This is a genomic window from Clostridium sp. Marseille-P2415 (genome assembly GCF_900155545.1).
GTDB lineage: Bacteria > Bacillota > Clostridia > Lachnospirales > Lachnospiraceae > Lacrimispora.
This window is the reverse complement of record NZ_LT732525.1, coordinates 768,124-783,507: the sequence shown is the minus strand read 5'-3', so window position 1 is coordinate 783,507 and position 15,384 is coordinate 768,124. Positions and strand designations below refer to the sequence as shown.

Annotated in this window: 16 protein-coding genes; 14 read left to right on the top strand and 2 right to left on the bottom strand. The window is 45.6% G+C overall.

Annotated features, from left to right (window positions below; translation table 11 throughout):
- Positions 1-2 precede the first annotated feature (2 nt).
- Positions 3-1,247 (top strand): [Fe-Fe] hydrogenase large subunit C-terminal domain-containing protein, encoded by a 1,245-nt coding sequence (locus BQ9856_RS03735; protein WP_077609767.1) that lies wholly within the window; start codon positions 3-5, stop codon positions 1,245-1,247.
- 70 nt (positions 1,248-1,317) lie between these two features.
- Here the strand turns inward: BQ9856_RS03735 and BQ9856_RS03730 are convergent, their stop codons facing one another.
- Positions 1,318-1,926: a GNAT family N-acetyltransferase gene (locus tag BQ9856_RS03730; RefSeq protein WP_159441937.1), complete on the bottom strand. Its 609-nt coding sequence runs from the start codon at positions 1,924-1,926 to the stop codon at positions 1,318-1,320.
- 46 nt (positions 1,927-1,972) lie between these two features.
- Complete coding sequence (locus BQ9856_RS03725; protein WP_077609765.1) at positions 1,973-2,527, bottom strand: TetR/AcrR family transcriptional regulator; 555 nt, start codon at positions 2,525-2,527, stop codon at positions 1,973-1,975.
- Between the two features lie 228 nt (positions 2,528-2,755).
- Here BQ9856_RS03725 and BQ9856_RS03720 point away from each other — a divergent pair, with 228 nt between their 5' ends.
- The 13 genes from BQ9856_RS03720 (at position 2,756) to BQ9856_RS03665 (ending at position 15,313) form a co-directional block, all read left to right on the top strand.
- Positions 2,756-3,460 carry an HAD family hydrolase gene (locus tag BQ9856_RS03720; protein ID WP_159441936.1) on the top strand — a complete coding sequence of 235 codons (705 nt, stop codon included), beginning with the start codon at positions 2,756-2,758 and terminating at the stop codon, positions 3,458-3,460.
- A gap of 55 nt (positions 3,461-3,515) precedes the next feature.
- The gene (locus tag BQ9856_RS24715) at positions 3,516-3,626 is read left to right on the top strand and encodes an aminoglycoside 6-adenylyltransferase (protein WP_442855481.1); all 111 of its coding nucleotides are present in this window, start codon (positions 3,516-3,518) and stop codon (positions 3,624-3,626) included.
- 86 nt (positions 3,627-3,712) lie between these two features.
- Entirely contained in the window at positions 3,713-4,696 is a 984-nt protein-coding gene (locus BQ9856_RS03715) for a hypothetical protein (protein WP_139348646.1), read from the top strand.
- A gap of 15 nt (positions 4,697-4,711) precedes the next feature.
- Positions 4,712-6,028, top strand: a complete 1,317-nt coding sequence (locus tag BQ9856_RS03710; protein ID WP_077609762.1) for a 4Fe-4S dicluster domain-containing protein — start codon at positions 4,712-4,714, stop codon at positions 6,026-6,028.
- Positions 6,029-6,062: 34 nt separating this feature from the next.
- Entirely contained in the window at positions 6,063-6,566 is a 504-nt protein-coding gene (locus BQ9856_RS03705) for a GreA/GreB family elongation factor (protein ID WP_077610028.1), read from the top strand.
- A gap of 22 nt (positions 6,567-6,588) precedes the next feature.
- On the top strand, positions 6,589-7,938 hold the full coding sequence (locus BQ9856_RS03700) for an MATE family efflux transporter (protein WP_077609761.1): 1,350 nt from the start codon (positions 6,589-6,591) through the stop codon (positions 7,936-7,938).
- Positions 7,931-8,551 carry an HAD family hydrolase gene (locus tag BQ9856_RS03695; RefSeq protein ID WP_077609760.1) on the top strand — a complete coding sequence of 207 codons (621 nt, stop codon included), beginning with the start codon at positions 7,931-7,933 and terminating at the stop codon, positions 8,549-8,551. The genes BQ9856_RS03700 and BQ9856_RS03695 overlap by 8 nt, the downstream gene beginning before the upstream one ends.
- Before the next feature lie 53 nt (positions 8,552-8,604).
- The gene (locus tag BQ9856_RS03690; protein ID WP_077610027.1) at positions 8,605-9,471 is read left to right on the top strand and encodes a DNA glycosylase; all 867 of its coding nucleotides are present in this window, start codon (positions 8,605-8,607) and stop codon (positions 9,469-9,471) included.
- A gap of 153 nt (positions 9,472-9,624) precedes the next feature.
- Positions 9,625-10,731, top strand: a complete 1,107-nt coding sequence (locus BQ9856_RS03685) for an ABC transporter ATP-binding protein (protein WP_442855467.1) — start codon at positions 9,625-9,627, stop codon at positions 10,729-10,731.
- Entirely contained in the window at positions 10,731-11,597 is an 867-nt protein-coding gene (locus tag BQ9856_RS03680) for an ABC transporter permease (protein WP_077609759.1), read from the top strand. The genes BQ9856_RS03685 and BQ9856_RS03680 overlap by 1 nt, the downstream gene beginning before the upstream one ends.
- A gap of 10 nt (positions 11,598-11,607) precedes the next feature.
- Positions 11,608-12,978: a GldG family protein gene (locus tag BQ9856_RS03675; RefSeq protein ID WP_077609758.1), complete on the top strand. Its 1,371-nt coding sequence runs from the start codon at positions 11,608-11,610 to the stop codon at positions 12,976-12,978.
- Positions 12,979-12,992: 14 nt separating this feature from the next.
- Positions 12,993-13,970: a DUF4340 domain-containing protein gene (locus BQ9856_RS03670; RefSeq protein ID WP_077609757.1), complete on the top strand. Its 978-nt coding sequence runs from the start codon at positions 12,993-12,995 to the stop codon at positions 13,968-13,970.
- 710 nt (positions 13,971-14,680) lie between these two features.
- Entirely contained in the window at positions 14,681-15,313 is a 633-nt protein-coding gene (locus BQ9856_RS03665) for a CatB-related O-acetyltransferase (RefSeq protein WP_077609756.1), read from the top strand.
- Positions 15,314-15,384 lie beyond the last annotated feature (71 nt).

The following is a 15,384-nucleotide window of genomic DNA, read 5'->3' as shown; positions in this document are numbered from 1 at the left end:
TTATGCAGACATTTAAGCAATTGTATGAAAGTACGGTTCGAGCCGTATTGGATAACAATACGGATTCGGCGGCAGACGGGGCGAATTCCTATGATCCCTATCATCTGGACTGTCTTTTAAATCCAAAGAAGCATCCGATCGTGATTCGCACAGGTACATGCAACTGTTCAAAAGAGGAAGAGAAGGAATGCCTGGAGCGGTGTCCTTTCGGAGCATTGCGCATCGAAAAGGATGGGGTAGCGGTTGATCCGGATTTATGCCTGGGCTGCGAAAAGTGTATCGATGGATGTGCGAGTGAAAAACTCACAGCCAGTACGGACATTATTCCGGCATTGAAAGCAATCAGAAGTTCAAAGGGATTGGTGTATGCAATGATAGCACCGGCGTTTTTGGGCCAGTTTTCAAAGGACGTTACTCCTGGTAAATTAAGGACTGCGTTAAAAGAGGTCGGGTTTGATGGGATGCTGGAAGTTGCCTTATTCGCAGACATCCTGACACTAAAGGAAGCTCTTGAGTTTGATAAGAATATTAACGATATCAATGATTTTCAGCTGACAAGCTGCTGCTGTCCCATGTGGATCGGCATGATCCGCAAGGTTTATCACCAGCTTATTCCCCATGTGCCGGGTTCGGTTTCTCCTATGGTTGCCTGTGCCAGAGTGGTAAAAGCACTGCACCCCGATGCTCTGACCGTATTTATTGGTCCGTGTCTTGCAAAAAAGGCGGAAGCCCGTGAAAAGGATCTGGCCGGTGCGGTTGATTTTGTACTTACATTTCAGGAAGTAAAGAATATATTTGATGCGCTGGGAATTGATCCCGCTGCCATGGAGGAGAGTGAAAAGGACCATTCTTCAAAAGCAGGAAGGATTTATGCCAGAAAGGGCGGAGTCAGCGAAGCGGTCGAGAATACGGTAAAGGCCATCAACCCCAGGAAAAAGACCGAGATCCGCACCAAACAGGCCGATGGAGTGCCCGCATGCAAGAAGATGATTCAGGATATCATGGATGGAAAGATCGAAGCCAACTTTTATGAAGGTATGGGCTGCGTCGGCGGCTGTGTCGGAGGGCCAAGAGCTATTTTAGGAGTAGAGCAGGGAACGGAACTGGTTAATGACTACGGGGAAAAGGCGACCTATCAGCATCCGGCTGAAAATCCATATGTCATTGAACTGTTGCACCGGCTTGAACTGGACAGTATTGAAAGCTTGTTAGAGGAAACGGACTTATTCAGCAGAAATATAACGTGATTCCATACACAGGAAGCAGCAAATTTACTCTGGAGTTCATTTGCTGCTTCCTGGAAAATTAATTTCAATTTTATAAATCCTTAGCCATATGGTATAACTTGTCAAATCCGGCGCGGCGGGTCAGCAAGGATAAATGCTCTGCTTTTACGACCCGGAACCCATGCCTCTCATAGAGTCTCCTGGCCATTGGATTGGTATCAACAACTTCTAACACGACTTTTCTTTTTCCAAGCTTTTTCGCATACTCAAATGTTGTTTTAAGGAGTCCTGATCCGATGCCCATTCCCCTGGTATATCTGGCAACAACGATCGGATCGATGTGCATGGTTCTGCTTCCCATATCACCATGGAATAAACGGTAAATGCAATAGGCCGCGTAACGCCATCCCGCGCTGAAAATATTGAATGCCTCCCGAAAGGAAGAATAACGCAACGGAGCATAAAAACCATTTCCTTTTTCAAGTCCAATAAAACCTAAAACAGTGTCCTCACTCAAGACATAAAGTCCGCTTTTGTATCGCAGGCTTTTTGCCAGGACACGGACTGCCTGTGATTCATTCTTGGTAAATATCCATAGGGAACTGAATTTCTTTGGAAATGCCTGATAGTACAGCCTGGCTACTTCGCGTTTTTGTTTTTCATTGAGCGTGTTGGTGATCCTTAGATTTTTCATATCCATGCTTGCTTCCTTTCTATCTTGCATAATAAGCTGTTTCAACTGCGGATCATTTTAAGAAACCGTTCAGTACAGTTGTCACGAGTAAATCAGCAGCATCATTTTTGGCAATGTTTCCGGAATGTATTTCCTGCCATGTGACAAACAATAAGTTGTATATGACAGTGACCATCCATTTGGTGGAGATGGCATTGTTCAGAAGTCCCTGCTCCTTCCATATATCAATGGCGTTTGTATGGGGCTGTTTTATTCTGTCTTCCCTTTCGGCGATTGCCTGGTTTTCATCAACAGAAGCAGCGTAAGCCAGGAAATATATTTTATCCCCTAAGGGGATGAGCCTGTTAAATAATTCTTCCAGCGATTTTTTTATATCATGCCCGGGGAATGTTATTTCCTTAAGAGAATGTTCTACCAATTCGATTGCGTTGATGGCAAGCTCATCCAGAAGCGCTTCCCGCGAGGCAAAATGCCGATGCAATGTTGCGATTCCGATATTCGCATAATCGGCAATTTCCTGAAGGGTCGCCGTGGGCTTTAAAGATAATAGCTCTGTTGCTGATTCTAAAATTTCATTGTGTCTGTTTTCCTTGGAGTAGTTTGGCATTGCATATTCCTCTCATTGATATAAATCTCTATGAAACGATATAAAATAATATCATTAGATATATGGTACTATTGCAAGATCCCATTGTCAAGAGGTATTTTCATCGTATGGAAGCCGGGAAGCTATGAGTGAAATCCTACGTTTGATTTGCCTTGAAGGATGCAAAACAAAGCAGTCCGTGTTATAATTTTGGAAGGAGATTATTGTCATGAGGTACAGGAGGCCGGCATGGTAAAAGCATTATTCTTTGATTTGTTTTTTACATTAATCAATCCTGAGTATTCCGCGGATAATGAATACGATATTTTAAATATCACCCAATCTGAGTGGGAGAAATATGCAGAAGAGGATTCCCTGTATGAGGAACGGGCATTGGGGATAATTAAAACAGAGCAGGCGATCATTGAAAATCTTACTGCAAAAACACCATTTTCCCTGACGGAAGTACAGAAGCAGGAAATTTTGATCAGGCGTGAAAATAGAATGAAGAATGCCATGAGGAAGATTGATGAAGAAATATTAGAAACTTTAAATAAAATAAAAAATAAAGGTATTTATATGGGTCTTATCAGTAATGCGGATATTATTGATTGTAAATATTGGAAGGATTCTCCTTTAAGCAAATTTTTTGATTTGGCCGTATTTTCATGTAATGTAGGAATGATGAAACCAGACATAAAAATCTATCAATATGCAATGGAGAAAATGAATGTGATGCCGGCAGACAGCATGTTTGTAGGTGACGGCGGCTCAAATGAGTTAAACGGTGCAAAACTGGCCGGTATGAGAACCGTTTTTACGGAATTTCTGGAGAAAAAACCACAGGAGAAGAGAACCCTCCTTTTAAGGGATGCAGATTACCGGATCGACCGGTTCAGCCAGTTGACGGAATGCATAAAAAAAGAGCAGAGTGGCTTTTTTAAACAAGGTTGAGTTTGCTTTATGGAATTGCTGAAATATTGTTATTGGAGGAGGGCAGGTGAATGCGATGAGAACGGAACAGGAAATGTATGAGTTAATAATCGGCACGGCCAGAAGGGATGAACGTACCAGAGCGGTTTATGGCCTCCCAGCCGATGCGGTTAAAATTTACGAATGATTGCATCTTGCTTTTCCCCCTTTAAAAATGCTAATATAAAAGGGTATGCGTGAACGAGTGCTGGAATGGAAAGAAAGGAAATGGTTATGGCAACAGGCAGAATGAATCAGTTGGTGGTAATGGTAGGCTTATGCAGCAGCGTTGTGGAAGGAATCGAGCACCTTATGGCCTATCAGGGGAATGAACGGCTGAAGGAGGATGCTGTAAACGGGCTCCTCACCCTGGAAGAGAATTTAAGGGGGCTTAAGGCGGATAGTTCCGTGATCCATGAAACGAGATGGATTGCAGAAGTCATAAAAAGCTGGCTGTTTGTTTATGACCGGGAATTTGAGAGCCGGCTGCACCGGTGGTATTGCTCTGCTTTAAAGGAACTGCGGAAACTGATGACGGCAGAAACAGAGAGGTGTCCGGTTTGCGCGGGGAAAGGCCTTCCTCATTATAGTGCAATATTCTATATGGAAGGCGGAGAGAAGGACGGATATGTGATGGAGCCGGTCCGCGTCTTCATGAAGTGCAGGGATTGCGGAAATTATTATCTTGCAAAGGAGGAGGGCGGACCCTTGGATGGGAAGAAGGGGCTGCGCCGTACGAAAACAAGATGCGAAAGGCTTCTGGCTGACATTGGTGAATTTGTGCCGGAAGGCACCATGCTGTTTATCGGAGAAGAAAGGAGTCAATTATATAAAGAAGCATTGAAGGCCGGATACTTCCCCAAGGCCATATCCTTAGAGGAACCCGTTCATGGGACGGATATGGGAAAAGAAACATACCGGATCGTGCTCATTGACCGGATATCCCGGACCCAGGATATGAAGATGATCCTGACACAGGCAGCAGAATACCTGGCGGATGACGGGATCCTCTGGTTTGACGGGCCAGATCTGGAAAAATCCATGCGCAATCTGGAGAAAAAGGGATCCTCCATGTGGAAGGGAGAGGCGGCTGAGGTATGTTTAACGGATGATGGTATGGAAACGCTGGCGGAAAAATGCGGACTTTCCATAAAATCATACCGCCATGTTGGGAAAGCTTCGGGGCGCATTGAGGTCATTGCAGAAAAATTAGTCTGAAAGAAGGAATGAGATATGGGGCATCTGACAACACGCGATGCTTACTTAAATTTAAGTGACCGCATCAACTGGTTTACACAAGGCGCGCCTGCGTCGGAGACGCTTTATAAGATTCTGCAGGTTTTGTATACGGAAAAAGAGGCCAAATGGGTTTCGCTGCTTCCGGTGCGGCCATTTACTGCAAAAAAGGCTGCTAAAATCTGGGGGACAACGGAATACAAAGCAGAAAGGCTTTTGGACCATCTCTGTGAGAAGGCCCTGTTGGTGGACTCCTTGCACAACGGAGTCCGGAAGTTCGTGATGCCGCCTCCCATGGCAGGATTTATTGAATTTGCCCTGATGAGGACCAGAGGAGATATCGACCAGAAATACTTAGGCGAGCTTTACTATCAATACATGAACGTGGAAGAGGACTTTATCAAGGATCTTTTCTTTGCTACGGAAACAAAGCTGGGACGGGTCTATGTCCAGGAGCCGGTCCTGGCCAATGATAAGACCAATCACATCCTGGATTATGAGAGGGCCACACATATCGTGGAGGAGGCAGAGTACATTGGGCTGGGGCTGTGTTATTGCCGCCATAAGATGTATCATGCCGGCCATCCCTGCGAGATCGATGCTCCCTGGGATGTGTGCCTGACCTTTGACAATGTGGCCCGTTCCCTGGCGGAGCATGGGGATTACGCAAGGCTCATTTCCAAGGAGGAAGCTCTTGATGCACTGGAACGCTCTTATGCCAGCAATCTGGTGCAGATCGGAGAAAATGTACGGGAGCATCCGGCATTTATCTGCAACTGCTGCGGATGCTGCTGCGAGGCACTTCAGGCAGCCAGAAAATTCAGCCCAATGCAGCCTGTTGCCACCACCAATTATATTCCCCATATTGCGGAAGAAGCCTGCGTGGGATGCGGAAAGTGTGCCAAAGTCTGCCCTATACTTGCCATATCCATGAAGGAAGGGCCGGATGGGAAGAAAAAAGCGGAAGTGGACGAGGAAATCTGCTTAGGCTGCGGTGTCTGTGCCAGAAACTGCGCCGTTAAGGCCATTGAGCTGAAAAGAAGGCCGAAGCAGATCATCACACCGGTCAACAGCACCCACAGGTTCGTGCTTCAGGCCATTGAAAAGGGGACCCTGCAGAACCTGGTCTTTGACAATCAGGCCTTTGCCAGTCACAGGGCCATGGCAGCGCTCTTTGAAACGGTCTTAAAGCTTCCGCCGGTGAAACAGGCTTTAGCCAGCAAACAGTTAAAATCCATTTATTTGGACCGGCTCATATCCCTTTATAAAAAGAAGACTTCCGAAGGCAATGTCCAGGGAGCGGAAAACGGTTAAGTGGATCAGAAAGAAGAAAAAAGGAAGCGGTAACGTGTTTGATAAATTAACGGAAAATGATATTAAAAAAATGCAGGAAGAAATCGACCACCGGAAACTGGTCGTTCGAAAGGAGGCCCTGGAAGCGGTAAAAGAGGCCAGGGCTCATGGGGATTTAAGCGAAAATTTTGAATACCATGCTGCAAAAAAGGACAAGAACCAGAACGAGAGCAGAATCCGGTATCTGGAAAAGATGATTAAGACGGCCCAGATCATATCCGATGAATCCAGTGAGGACGAAATCGGGCTCTATAATACGGTGGACTTGTATTTTGAAGAGGATGATGAACTGGAAACCTACAAATTGGTAACGACAGTTAGGGGAAACTCCATGAAGGGGCTTATCAGTTCGGAGTCTCCTCTTGGAAGCGCCATCATGGGGCATAAGGTCGGAGACCGGATTTACGTAAAAGTCAATGATAAGACCGGGTATTATGTGGTAGTAAAGCACCTGGAAAATACAAAAGATGATGGCAGTGATAAGCTGAGAAGCTATTAATCTGCCGGAGGAATTGGTTGAAATGATGAAGGACATGACAAAGGGAAACATCCCGTCCCAGCTGATACGGTTTTCCATTCCACTGGTTTTGGGAAACTTATTCCAGCTTACCTATAATGCGGTGGATTCCATTGTAGTGGGACGGTTTGCGGGGGAGGATGCTCTGGCTGCAGTCGGTACGGCCAATCCGGTTATGAGCATTGTGATCCTGGGGATCACCGGGATCTGCATCGGGGCATCGGTGCTGATGAGCGAATTCTTCGGTGCCGGAAAGTACGGGAAACTAAAACAGGAGGTGGCCACCACTCTCTTGTTCGGCTGTTATTTTTCTCTTGCTGTTGTGGTTTTTGGGGTGCTTTTTTCCGGCGGAATCATGCGGCTTCTCCATGTGCCGGACCAGATCATGGGGGATGCGACGTTATATTTAAGAATTATATTTCTGGGTATGCCTTTCACCTTTTTTTATAATGCGGTAGCCTCAGCTTTAAGGAGTGTAGGCGATTCCAGGACTCCGGTCCGGTTTCTGGCTCTGGCATCGGTGTTAAACGGTTTCCTGGATGTGGTGTTTGTGGCAGGATTTGATATGGGAGTATTGGGAGCAGCGCTGGCTACGGACATTGCTGAGGCTGTCTCCGCTTTTCTGTGCGTTATATACATATATAAAAAGGTTCCGCTTCTTAAGCTCGGGGCCAAAGACGTCCGTATGGACCGCGGGCTTTTGAGCCTTACATTAAGGCAGGGGGCTATTACGGCCCTGCAGCAATCCTGTCAGCCCATTGGCAAGCTTTTGATCCAGGGGGTGATCAATCCCTTAGGGGTCAGCACCATTGCAGCGTTCAACGCGGTAAACCGGGTAGATGACTTCGCCTTTACTCCGGAACAGAGCATTTCCAGCGGAATGATGACCTTTGTGGCCCAGAACCGGGGAGCCGGAAACAGGGAACGGGTAATGAAGGGTTTCCGGACCGGACTTTTTGTTGAGGCCGGCTACTGGGTGATCATCTGCGCCGTTATTCTGCTCATGAAAGAGCCCGTGATGAGGCTGTTTGTATCAGGAGGGGATACGGGAATGGTGGCGATCGGCGTGGAATATTTAAGCCTCATGGCATTTTTCTACCTGATGCCGGCCTTTACCAATGGGATTCAGGGATTTTTCAGGGGGATGGGGAATATGTCCATCACCCTGATTTCGACCCTGATCCAGATATCCGTCCGGGTCATATTCGTCTATCTGCTGGTTCCGGTTATGGGAATGAAAGGCGTTGCATTCGCCTGCCTCGCCGGCTGGGCCTGTATGCTGCTTGCGGAGGTTCCGTACTATTTCTGGTTTAAAAAGAGGAATGAATTATTACAGGAGAAAATCAATGATTAAAAATATCGTATTTGACATGGGAAGAGTGCTGGTAAATTATGAAGGAGACAGGGTATGCCGGTATTTTATAGAGGATGAGGCAGAGCGGAAGGCAGTAAGTGCGGCTGTGTTTGATTCCCAGGAATGGCTGCTTCTCGATATGGGGCTGATCTCAGAGGAAGACGCTTTAAAGAGAATGCAGGCGCGCCTTGATACCGGCCATGCGAGGGAAATGGCAGCCGATTGTCTGAAGCACTGGCATGAATACAACATGTGGCCTGTCGGGGAGATGGGAGAACTGGTGGTACAGCTCAAGAAGGAAGGATATGGAATATACTTATGCTCCAATGCCTCTCTCCGTCTTTTGGATTGCTATAAGATCATTCCTGGAATTGAATATTTTGATGGGATTTTATTTTCCGCGGAGGTAAAGTGCATGAAACCTCAGAAGGAAATGTACGGCCATTTATTCCAACGGTTTCATTTAAAGCCGGAGGAATGCTTTTTTATTGATGACGTTCCCATGAATATCGAGGGCGCCAGAGCGTGCGGCATGGACGGATACTGTTTTGCCGACGGGAATATTGGAAGGCTCAGGGAATTTCTGTCTCATTTAAATGAAAACCGGCCATAAGGTGAATCTACTGATCGTGACGATGCGCATAAGAGAATGGAGAGATGCTTAATATGTACCGGATTCAGATAAATGATATGGATTTAGAGCAGATTGCCAGATCCGGCCAGTGCTTCCGCATTCGGAGAAGGGATGAGAAAAACAAAGTCTGGGCGGTTGCGGCAGCAGGGGATTATGTGGAAGCAGTCAAGGAAACGGATGGTTTTCTGTTTTCCTGTGAGGAAACAGAATTTAACGAAAGGTGGGCCGGTTATTTTGACCTGCAGACCGATTACGGCAACTATAAAAAGCATGTATCTCCGGAAGATACTTACCTTAAGGAAGCCGTGAAATGGGGCTGGGGCGTACGGATCTTAAATCAGGACTTATGGGAAATGATTGTGACCTTTTTAATCTCCCAGAACAATAACATCACCCGGATTACAGGAAGCGTGGAAGAACTATGTAACCGGTTCGGCGTCAAAAAGAAGGCGACCGGTTTCTTTCTGTCTTCCGATGGGGACTGGAAAGAAGAGGAAAGAGGCTATCATGCGTTTCCGGAGCCGGAGGTGATCGCCGGGGCCGGTATGGAGGGACTTTCCGGTCTGGGCCTCGGTTACCGGGACAAATACATTCTGGCCATTGCCGAAAAATGCAGCGGGCCGGAGGGAAAGGCGTGGCTTGAGGACTTAAAAAAGGCGGAATATGAAGGGGCCCACAGCATGTTAATGGAACAGTACGGGATCGGGCGGAAGGTAGCGGACTGCGTCTGCCTGTTCGGCCTTCACCATATTGGAGCGTTTCCGGTGGATACTCATGTAAAACAGATATTAGAGCTCCACTATCCGCAGGGATTTCCGCTTAAACGGTATCAGGGCTATGCCGGGATCCTTCAGCAGTATATGTTTTACTATAAGGTAAATAAGTTAGCAGTAAAGTGATCATTTAAATGATCCGGATTGCCTGGGCAGCGGCCGCCGCCCAGGCTTTTTGTGCGTTTTATGTCGAAATATTTCATACTTTTATCACACAATAATCAAAAATATATCACACAATTTTCACAATTCCCTTTTAACCTATGTAAGGACGCAAAAATGCGAAAAGAAGAACAGGAGGAGAAAGAGTTGATTGAAGTCAGGAACCTGGTAAAGGATTATGGCGGACATCTGGCTGTGGATCATTTGAGCTTTACCATCCATGATGGCCAGATTTATGGTTTTTTGGGACCAAATGGAGCCGGGAAATCCACCACTATGAACATTATGACCGGATACATCGGTGCTACGGAGGGCGATGTACTGATCAACGGCCACAACATTCTGGAAGATGCGGAGGAAGCAAAGAAATGCATCGGCTATCTGCCGGAGCAGCCCCCGCTTTATATGGACATGACCGTAGAAGAGCAGCTGATGTTTGCAGCGGAATTAAAAAAGATCCCCAAAAAGGAACGAAGTGAGTCCGTTGCAGAGGCAATGGAACTTGCAAAGCTTACCGATGTAAAAGGACGTCTGATCCGGAATCTGTCCAAGGGCTACAAACAGCGTGTGGGCCTGGCACAGGCGGTCCTCGGGCTGCCTCCGGTGATCATACTGGATGAGCCGACCGTAGGCCTGGATCCGAAGCAGATCATTGAGATCCGGGATACGATCCGAAAGCTTGGGCGGGAGCATACGGTTATTTTAAGCTCTCATATTCTTTCAGAGGTCAGCGCGGTATGCGACCACATCATGATCATTGACCGTGGCAGGCTGATAGCCAGCGATACTCCGGAGAATCTGGAACGGCAGATGGCCGGTACGGCCGGCATGGAGCTTTTGGTGAAAGCGACAGAGGAGCAGATACATGAGACCCTGGAGGCCATTGTGCAGGCAGTGGATGTAACGGTCCGGGAGAGCGGCGAGGAAGGAATCAGAAAGGTGGCTTTCCGCATCAGCACGGAGGAGAAAGGGAACGGAGACGATATCCGTGAAGCCATTTTCTTTGCATTTGCCGGCCAGAGGCTTCCCATTCTTTCCATGCAGTCCACAAAGGCATCGCTGGAGGAAGTATTCCTTGAACTGACCGCCGACGCGGAAGCAGCCGGTACAGAAGCGGAAGAAGAGACAGAGAACGCGGACCGGGCAGAGAACGATGAAGACACAGGTCTTACCGGCGAAGACCTGCCGGAAGAGGAAGAAAGCGGAGAGGGGGATGAAGAATAATGGCTGCAATCTATAAAAGAGAATTAAAATCCTACTTCCAGTCCATGACCGGATACGTATTTATTGCCTTTATGGTATTGTTCGTAGGAATTTATTTTATGGCTTATAACATGATGAGCGGATATCCGTACTTTTCCTATACTCTTTCCGGCATGGTGACCATCATTATGATCGGCATTCCGGTACTGACTATGAGAAGCTTTGCAGATGACAGAAAGACGAAGACGGACCAGCTCCTGCTTACTTCTCCCGTATCGGTTACCAAAATGGTGCTGGGAAAATATTTTTCCATGATAACCGTATTTGCGGTTCCGGTATTGCTTTCCGGCATCTGTCCTCTCATCATTAAGATGAACGGAACGGCTCATTTAAAAGCGGATTATGCCGCTATCCTGGCTTTTTTCCTGCTGGGATGTGTTTACATTGCAATCGGGATGTTCCTCTCATCCCTGACTGAAAGCCAGATCATTGCCGCGGTAGGAACCTTTGGAATCATTTTACTGCTGCTTTTATGGCCCAGCCTGACAGGATTTCTTCCTACGACAGCCTCAGGCTCTGCGGCAGGCTTTCTGATCCTGTGGACTCTGGCTGTCTTTATCATTTACCGGGTGACAAACCACAATCTGCTCGCAGCCATTCTGGAGGTGGCTGGTATCCTTTGCATTGTGGGGTTCTATCTTGTGAAAAAAGACCTTTTTGACCGCGCCCTGACAAACGTTATGGGAAAGATCGCGGTAACGGATGTATTCCAGAATTTTGCCGATCATTACATCTTTGACGCGGGCGGGCTGGTCTATTATATCAGCATTATATTCCTGCTGATATTCTTGACCGTACAGTCCGTAGAGAAACGCAGATGGAGTTAGGAGGATGGAAATGACCAGAAAATTAAAAAAAGGCGGCTATACGGCGATACTTTCCGTGATTGTCATAGCTGCCGTGGTGATATTAAACATGATAGTAGGCCGTCTTCCGGAAAAGGTACGGCAATGGGATATGAGCAGCACCCAGATTTATACACTGGGCGGAACCACCCGGGATCTGCTTGCAGCGCTTGATAAAGACGTTACGATTTATGTGGTGGCCAATCCGGAATCCGTAGACAAACGGATCACAAGCTTTTTAAAACGGTATGAGGATTTATCCGGACACATTAAAGTAGTAACCGTGGATTCCGTCCTTCATCCGGATCAGGTGAAGAAATTAAAGGCAGAGGACAACACACTTTTGGTAAGCTGTGATTCCACAAACAAGACAGAAACCATTGCTTTGGCGGATATCATCAAAATGGATGAAATGTCGTACTATTACTATGGGCAGGCCAAGGAAACGGAATTTGACGGAGAAGGCCAGCTTACCGGAGCCATTTCCCACATAACCAGTGATGTACAGAAAACGGTTTATGTGACAGAGGGGCATGGAGAAACCGCTCTCGGAGCAACGGTTTCCGATATGCTTAAAAAATCCAGCTTAACGGTAACTTCCTTAAATCTTCTTACCGGGGGCGGTATTCCGGAAGACTGCGAGCTTTTGCTTCTCAATGCTCCGTCTGCCGACCTGGCAAAGGATGAAAAGGAAATGATTTCTAAGTACTTAAACAGCGGCGGTAATGTGATGATACTTGCCGGATACTCGGATAAGGACCGGCCCAATCTCAATGCTCTGATCAATGATTACGGCCTGAATCTGGAAAATGGCCTGGCGGCAGACACTAAGAGCTTTTACCAGAACAACCCATATTACATCTTCCCGTCCATCCAGGCAGGAAGTGAAATAACAAACGGTATTGATACGAAAAGCGCGGCCCTGGTGCTTCAGTCCGCGGCGTTGACCCAGAAAAAAGACTTACCGGAAGGCGTGGAAGTAACGGCCTTTATGCAGACAAGCGACGGCGGCATGTTAGTAACGGCTGACAAGCAGACAAAGGGGACCTATATCCTGGGCGCGGTATCCGTGAAGACCCTGGATTCCGGATCCGCCCGTTTAACCGTGCTCAGCACACCTTCTCTTATCGATGAGGGGCTGAACACCAGCTTTTCCAATTTGACAAACCTGCGCCTTTTCATGAACGCGGTAACAGCCAATTTCGATGACGTTTCCAATGTGTCAATTCCGTCAAAGAGTCTGGAGGTAACGTATAATACCGTGACTCACGGCGGTATGTGGGGAATCCTGTTCATCTTTGTTATTCCAGTCGTGACACTGGCGGCCGGGCTGGTCATCTGGCTGAAACGCCGGCGTTTGTAGAAGGAGGAGCAGAAATGAAAAAGAAAAACGGCCTTTTATACGGAGTGGCAGCCCTGGCAGTTCTTTGTGTGGTTTATGTGGGAGTGGGACAGTATATGGACCGCTCCCAGGAAAAAACGAAAAAACAAGAGGAGGAGTCCAAAGTTTATATGACGGACCTCTCATCGGTTTCCGCTGTTTCCTATGATTTTAACGGCCAGGAGCTGTCCTTCACGAAAAAAGACGGTACATGGAAATATGATGGGGATGAGATATTCCCGGTAAAGCAGATGAAAATCGATTCTCTGGCATCGACGGCATCAAAGCTGGAGGCTTTGCGGAAACTTGATGGAGGCGACAGTTTAAGCGCTTATGGCCTGGATAAACCGGTGCGGAAGGTAACTGTCACCTCCGGTGACGGAAAGAAATCAGTAATCTTGCTGGGCAATTCCACCCAGGACGGCAATTATTATGCTATCATTGAAGGAGAAGATATGCCTTATCTGATCAGTTCTTCCCTTTACAGTGAGACAGACAGCGGACTTGACGATTTAATGGCCCTGGAAGAATTTCCTTCCATTGCAGGAACCGATATACAGAGTATAACCATAACAAAAGCCGGGAACAGGGAATATTACGTGAAAAAAAAGCTTGATGATGAGAAAGGGACCATTGAATGGTACCGGGATTCAGCAGATAAACCGGACAATAAGCTCTCCGACAACTCCGGTTTAAATGTCCTGGCAGATTCCCTATGCAGCCTGACGGTGAAAAGCTGTCCCAATTATAAGGTACAGGACAGCGAGCTGGCCGGCTACGGGCTGGATAATCCTACTGCCGTTATCTCCTATACCTATGAGAAAAATGGCAAGGATGAGACATTTACCCTGTTCGTAGGCTCATTAAATGACGATTCAAGCTGCTATTACACACGCACAGAAGATTCTTCCAATATTAATGAAATTGAAAAGGCTTCCATTGATAAGTGCCTTACTGTGGAAAAAGGAATTTAGGTGGGATACATAAAGGAAAAAAGATAGAGAAGGGTAAGTTATCCGTTTCGGCAGGAGAGTTATTAAGACCGGAACCGAAAGGGATGACTTTCCCTTTTCTGCCTTTTTCAAATGGGGTCAGTAATATTAAGCAATAATAAGGCTGGGTGGGATAAAATGGCTGACAGTTGGTTTGGTGTGACAGCATTACAGTATTTTCCATTATCTTTTATAATAAAAGCGATAAAGTTATAGTTCATTTTACAATTTACATTTTATAATAACAATGATGGAAAAGAGATATTTACAGAGGTATAAAATTAAAACAGGTTCAGCCTTTATGGCTGAACCTGTTGTGAAAAACTATTTGCAAAACTGGGAAATCAATTCTAGTAAATCACTAAAGTTACATGAGCTAAAGTCAAAAGTCATGATACATAACCTCCCTTATTTTTTTGCTTTCTTTGAAGTGATTTTATTGTAACATAAATGTAATAGATATGTAATATATAAAAAATGGAATGCAAAGCAATAATTGGGAAATAGATTAATGATTCAATCAGGATTTAAATAAGTTGTTAGGCATTGAAAAATCAATATTGATAGTTAGTAAGCTGTGTGGTACTCTATTCATGAAGCTTATTTATATAATTTAAGGCTGGTGATAAAGTGAAAATGTGCATTGTAATGACTGGAATAGTTGAGTAAAGAATAAAAATCAGGAGGATTTTATGACTATTCCAGATAAAAAAGTATATCCGCGGACCAATGACTTTGAAACAGTATATTTAAAAGATATAATTACAAATCCCAATATTATAGTTGGCGATTATACTATGTATAATGATTTTGTTTCGGACCCTGCGCATTTTGAGAAGAATAATGTACTATATCACTATCCTGTTAATAATGACAAATTGATTATTGGCAAGTTTTGTTCCATAGCCTGTGGTGCAAAGTTCCTGTTTACCAGTGCCAATCACACCCTTAAATCACTTTCAACCTATCCGTTTCCAATATTCTTTGAAGAATGGGATTTAGATAAAATACATGTTAAATCAGCATGGGATAATAAAGGTGATATTGTAATTGGTAATGATGTTTGGATAGGATATGAAGCAGTTATATTATCTGGCGTTCATATTGGTGACGGTGCAATCATAGGGACGAGAGCAGTCGTAACAAAGGATGTCCCTCCATATACAGTTGTTGGCGGTATTCCTGCAAAAGAAGTCAAAAGGCGTTTTAATGAAGAAACAATTAATAAATTACAGCAGATACAATGGTGGAATTGGCCTTTTAATAAGATACAGCAATTTTTACCCTATATTATGAATGGAGAAGTTAATAAGCTATATATTTAAAAATTTTCCCATTTTGAGCGTAATACGAAGCCTATAAAGTTAAATTATACATAAAAAACTACTAGCTATAT